The 4,610-nt window shown below is 61.5% G+C and carries 7 protein-coding genes; 2 read left to right on the top strand and 5 right to left on the bottom strand.

The features are described from left to right. Together QZ266_RS09630 and QZ266_RS09625 are read left to right on the top strand one after the other, a co-directional pair. On the top strand, positions 1-245 hold a 245-nt coding region (locus QZ266_RS09630), incomplete at its 5' end, for a type II toxin-antitoxin system HicA family toxin (protein WP_295694498.1). A gap of 12 nt (positions 246-257) precedes the next feature. Next, a complete protein-coding gene (locus tag QZ266_RS09625; protein ID WP_295694496.1) occupies positions 258-716 on the top strand; it encodes a type II toxin-antitoxin system HicB family antitoxin in 459 nt (152 codons plus the stop codon). A 59-nt stretch (positions 717-775) separates the two neighbouring features. Here QZ266_RS09625 and QZ266_RS09620 read toward each other — a convergent pair whose 3' ends face one another. The 5 genes from QZ266_RS09620 to purC all read right to left on the bottom strand — a co-directional run bounded on the left by QZ266_RS09620 (position 776) and on the right by purC (position 4,399). Continuing rightward, the gene (locus QZ266_RS09620; RefSeq protein ID WP_295694494.1) at positions 776-1,399 is read right to left on the bottom strand and encodes a hypothetical protein; all 624 of its coding nucleotides are present in this window, start codon (positions 1,397-1,399) and stop codon (positions 776-778) included. Beyond that, positions 1,400-2,062 (bottom strand): phosphoribosylformylglycinamidine synthase subunit PurQ, encoded by a 663-nt coding sequence (gene purQ, locus QZ266_RS09615; RefSeq protein WP_295694490.1) that lies wholly within the window; start codon positions 2,060-2,062, stop codon positions 1,400-1,402. Positions 2,063-2,100: 38 nt separating this feature from the next. Further along, positions 2,101-2,943, bottom strand: a complete 843-nt coding sequence (locus QZ266_RS09610) for a DUF4253 domain-containing protein (protein WP_295694487.1) — start codon at positions 2,941-2,943, stop codon at positions 2,101-2,103. An 11-nt stretch (positions 2,944-2,954) separates the two neighbouring features. Beyond that, the gene (gene purS / locus QZ266_RS09605; protein ID WP_295694485.1) at positions 2,955-3,194 is read right to left on the bottom strand and encodes a phosphoribosylformylglycinamidine synthase subunit PurS; all 240 of its coding nucleotides are present in this window, start codon (positions 3,192-3,194) and stop codon (positions 2,955-2,957) included. Between the two features lie 428 nt (positions 3,195-3,622). Beyond that, complete coding sequence (gene purC / locus QZ266_RS09600) at positions 3,623-4,399, bottom strand: phosphoribosylaminoimidazolesuccinocarboxamide synthase (protein WP_295694483.1); 777 nt, start codon at positions 4,397-4,399, stop codon at positions 3,623-3,625. Positions 4,400-4,610 lie beyond the last annotated feature (211 nt).

Raw genomic sequence — 4,610 nt, 5'->3', positions numbered from 1 at the left:
GTTGTTCCGCGTCCTGCCTTATATCGAAGGAAGGCTCCATGAACGGCAAGGACTTTATTCGCCGCCTGAGAGCCTACGCCAAGGCCAACGGGCTCGATCTCGCAATTTCCCCGGAGCGTGGCAAGGGCGGACACCAATTGGTGCGTCTCGATAATCGGCCGACGACAGTCAAGTCGGGCGAGATCGGCAAGGGCTTGTTGGCCAAGATGTTGCGCGATCTTGCTGTGCCGAAAGAGAAATTCTGAATGGAGTCAGGCATGGACAATGCTGAATTCACGGTTTTCGCCTATCCGGTCCGGCTGCATAAAGATGAAGACGGGCGGAGTTGGGTCGAGTGTCGTGACCTGCCCGAGCTGGCCACGGACGGGGCCGATGAGACCGAGGCCCTGGCAGAGGCCGGTGACGCGCTCGACCTGGTGATTCGGGATCGCTTGCGACGCGGCGGGGCCGTTCCGGACCCGTCACCGCGCCAACCGGGCGAAAACCTCGTCTGTCCCGACCATGTCACGGCCTATCGTGTGGTTCTCGCGCGCTGGGTCGCCGCAACGGGCCGCGGTGCCCAGAGCCAGCTCGCTCGCCGGCTCGGCAAGGGCGAAACCCATGTCCGCCGCCTCTTGGCACCGAATGGCGGGGCGAGCGTGAAGAGCTTTGTCGAAGCGCTGGGCGCGATCGGGTATGCGGCGGCACCGTCGCTGGCGGTGATGCGGCGGGGTTAGATGGTGGCGGAGCGAGGGGTGTTGGTGCCAGTCAGAGAGATGGCATTCGTTTCGCCGGTTCAGTCCGCAAAAGAGAAGCGGAGGGCGCGTTGCTCTCTGAAGAGGAGGGCGGTTTCAAGTTCACGCCGTGCTTCCGCCGATCCGTTAGTCAGCCGGAACTGCGCGCGCGCTAGATCGACTGATTGGATGGCCAGCAACATGCTCGCCTGTGTCGTCACGTTCGGGATGAGGAGATGTTGTGTCTCCCATGCCAAAACCCCATCGGTGCGCGTAGAAGCCTGCACCCTATCAAGTCCCGCTGCGACGTCCGCAGCAACAAGGCTGTTGTACCAGGTCTCGCAATCCGCCAGCGCAGTCTCGGGGGTCGAGGCCTGGCACTGAAAAGCGATGAAGGCCTCACCTGACGACACGTCGAAGAAGACCGCTGACACGGGCCCGAAAGCAGACTCGCGATCATCGATCACGACCCGTTCTGCGGATCCATCGCCGTCGATGTCGAACACGGCCCAATCGACAATATTGGCGTCAATACCGGGCGTCGACCGGCTGTCCTCACTCGGCATGGCCTCGCTATACGAACCGTCGTCGGCCACTTGGATCAGCAAGCAAGGCGCTTCGCAAACATCAACGCTCGTAGCGGCCGACGCGAGCAGGGCAGAGCTGAAGATCGCAGCCAGGAACAATCAAGCACTCCCCAGCAGGCTCTCAAACAGCGCCAGACCATCCGTGCCGCCATGGCCGGTGTCCACGGCGCGTTCCGGGTGGGGCATCATGCCCATCACATTGCCCTGCTCATTGGTGATGCCGGCGATGTCGCGGGCCGAGCCATTGGGGTTCTTGCCATAGCGGAACACGACTTGGCCTTCGCCCTCGATGCGGTCGAGCGTGGCGTCATCGGCGAAATAATTGCCGTCATGATGGGCAATCGGCACCAGAAGCTGGGCCCCGGCCTCATAGCGTGAGGTGAATTGCGTATTGGCGTTCTCGACGGTGAGCGGGGCTTTCTCGCAGACGAATTTCAGCCCGGCATTGCGCATCAGCGCGCCTGGCAGAAGGCCGCTCTCGGTGAGGATCTGGAAGCCGTTGCACACGCCCAGAACCGGCGCGCCGGTCGCGGCATGGGCGACGATGGCCGGCATGATCGCCGAGCGCGAGGCCATCGAGCCGCAGCGCAGATAGTCGCCATAGGAAAACCCGCCGGGCACCATGACAAATTCCGTGCCCTCGGGCAGGTCGCTGTCCTGGTGCCAGACCATGGCCGGCTTGTGGCCCGTGACATTCTCGATCGCGTCGTGAGCATCACGATCACAATTCGAGCCCGGGAAGACGATGACGGCGGATTTCATACTGAGTTGTGTCCCTGTGTCGGTTGGCGCTTGATGCCCTAATCCCACCAAAAAAACCACCAGTCGCTCTGCATGAGGCTGGCGGCGAGCGCCTCGATGGATTGCGTGCCTTGCAGGACAATGTCCGGACAGTAGGCGAACTGTTCATGTGCAAGTTTTAAGGCCTCCTCTCGCGATGCGGGGCGCCTTTCGACTTTGAGTTCTATCGTGTCTCGCGTGACCGAGACCAGTTTGGCTCCATAGGCATCTCGCCAAGCGCGGAGATGTGCTACGTGGACTTCAGGTGCAGGGCAGTCATTCCATGCCCCCCATCTCAGCAGGGCCGGGACTTCTGTCTCGTCATCAGTCGGAAAAACACCGATATGCGTCAATGGGTGCGGTTCGTTGGTCAGCGGACTCGTGACAGACAATGGCCCCACAATGGCTTCGACCTCGACAGGCCAGTCACCACTGACCTCATTCATAACCTCGACCAGCTCGTCAGCGTCGAACGCAATCGGAGCCTTCCGAAATGCCGCGAGGTCGACTTTGGCAGAAGCGGCCAAAATTTCGGTTGCAGAGCGGGGGCCATCAATGCCCTGTGGTGGCGGACAGAAGATACTCGCAACACTAAGGAAGTTGTCCCGATCACCAAGATGAGCGGCGCATTGTCCGGGTATCATGGTTAGACGTGCACGCTCCGCCTCTGACTTGTCGCCAGCGACTTTGACGGCTTCGTAGGGGAATGCGGTCTCGATCTCAGCGGCGAGTTCTGCTTCGCCCTTGGTCGAAGTCCGGCGAGCGACATCGCCTCCCAAGTCGAAATCCGCTGTGCCCGAATCCGACCTGCGTGGCAGGGATCGGCCCGCAAACAGCCAGAGCAAAAGGTCACGCAGGCCCAAGCCGGCCTCTCCTACGCCAGTTCGATCGAGTAGCTCTCGATCACCGGGTTGGAGAGGAGTTTGGCGCACATCTCGTCGACTCGGCTGCGGGCGGCTTCGACGTCATCGCCGGTCAGGTCCAGCTCGATCAGCTTGCCCTGGCGGACCGCTTCGACCTCGTCATAACCCATATTGTGCAGGGCGCCGGCAACGGCCGCTCCCTGGGGGTCCAGAACGCCGGGTTTCAGATAGACGTGGATTTTCGCTTTCACGGGCTCGACTCGCTTGTGCTGGTCACGACATTTCGCCCCTGCATAAAGCGGAGTCGGCGTCGGCGCAATTCATCGCGCGTGCGGATTCAGCAGGGCAGGGATGCAGACCCGCTTTCTGCACCCGCGAAGCGGCGGGTCGAAGGGGCCGGGCGCGCTCGGATTGCCGCATTGTTGTCTTGTCCGCCGGCTGAGGCGGAGTCTCGGCAAGGCATCAATGGATGGTTTTGCGCCGGCGCGCATTTTACCAGATTTACCCTCACCATTTTTCCCGGCCGGAGCCCCGCAGAAGCGGGGTGGAGAGCCGGGACCTACCCGACCATCCGGCAAATGATGCGTTTCCCGTTGGTCCCGGATGGCGCTGCGCGCCTCCGGGAAAAATGGATGGGTTTGCGCGGTCGGATCGGGTGAGACGCGCCGCTGACGGCAATCTACTTGGTTGCGTCGCCCTTGCCGACATCGCCATTGGCGGCACCCTGGCCGCTTTCCTTCATGATGCCGAGACGGCGGGCGACTTCTGCGTAGGCTTCGGTGACATTGCCCATGTCGCGGCGGAAGCGGTCCTTGTCCATCTTCTCATTGGTCTCGAGATCCCAGAGGCGGCAGCTGTCGGGGCTGATCTCGTCCGCCAGCACCGTGCGCACCATGTCGCCTTCATAGTGGCGACCGAATTCCAGCTTGAAATCGATCAGGCGGATGCCGGCGCCGGTGAAAAGACCGCTCAGGAAGTCGTTGACCCGCAGGGTCATCGCCATCATGTCGTCGATCTCCTGATGGGTCGCCCAGTTGAAGGCCGTGATGTGCTCTTCGGAAATCATCGGATCGCCGAGTTCGTCTTTCTTGTAATAGAATTCGACGATGGAGCGCGGCAATTGCTCGCCTTCCGGCACGCCCAGACGGGTGCTGATCGAACCGGCGGCGACATTGCGGCAGACCACTTCCAGCGGAATGATCTCGACCTGGCGCACGAGCTGCTCACGCATGTTCAGGCGTTTGAGGAAATGGGTGGGAATGCCGATCCGGCCGAGGCCGACCATGATGTGCTCGGATATCCGGTTATTGAGCACACCCTTGCCTTCAAGCGTCGCCTTCTTCTCATTATTGAAAGCGGTCGCATCGTCCTTGAAATACTGAACGATCGTACCCGGCTCGGGACCCTCATAGAGAATCTTGGCCTTGCCTTCATAAATCATCTTGCGGCGGGACATGGGCAGCGCTCCAGCGGCGGACCCGGCAGCCCTTGCAGGTGCCAGGCCATGGAAAAGCACGACGCGGTCCGAATCGAAGTCCGGACCGCGTATCGAGGGCTGAAATTATCCTTGCGGGCCGCATCGCGCAATCTCTTGTCGCGGTGCGGCATCCTGCCTGTGTGAGCTTCAGCGTGGAGATTGATTTGGCGCGGCGGCCAAGCTACTCAAC

This window comes from uncultured Maricaulis sp. (assembly GCF_905480005.1).
In the GTDB taxonomy this organism is placed as follows: domain Bacteria; phylum Pseudomonadota; class Alphaproteobacteria; order Caulobacterales; family Maricaulaceae; genus Maricaulis.
The sequence above is the reverse complement of the archived record's forward strand: the minus strand, read 5'-3'. Positions and strand labels throughout refer to the sequence as shown.

Coding starts and splice junctions, on each gene's coding strand:
- purC (WP_295694483.1), bottom strand. CDS start 4,399: ATGTCCCGCCGCAAGATGATTTATGAAGGCAAGGCCAAGATTCTCTAT.
- QZ266_RS09625 (WP_295694496.1), top strand. CDS start 258: ATGGACAATGCTGAATTCACGGTTTTCGCCTATCCGGTCCGGCTGCAT.
- purQ (WP_295694490.1), bottom strand. CDS start 2,062: ATGAAATCCGCCGTCATCGTCTTCCCGGGCTCGAATTGTGATCGTGAT.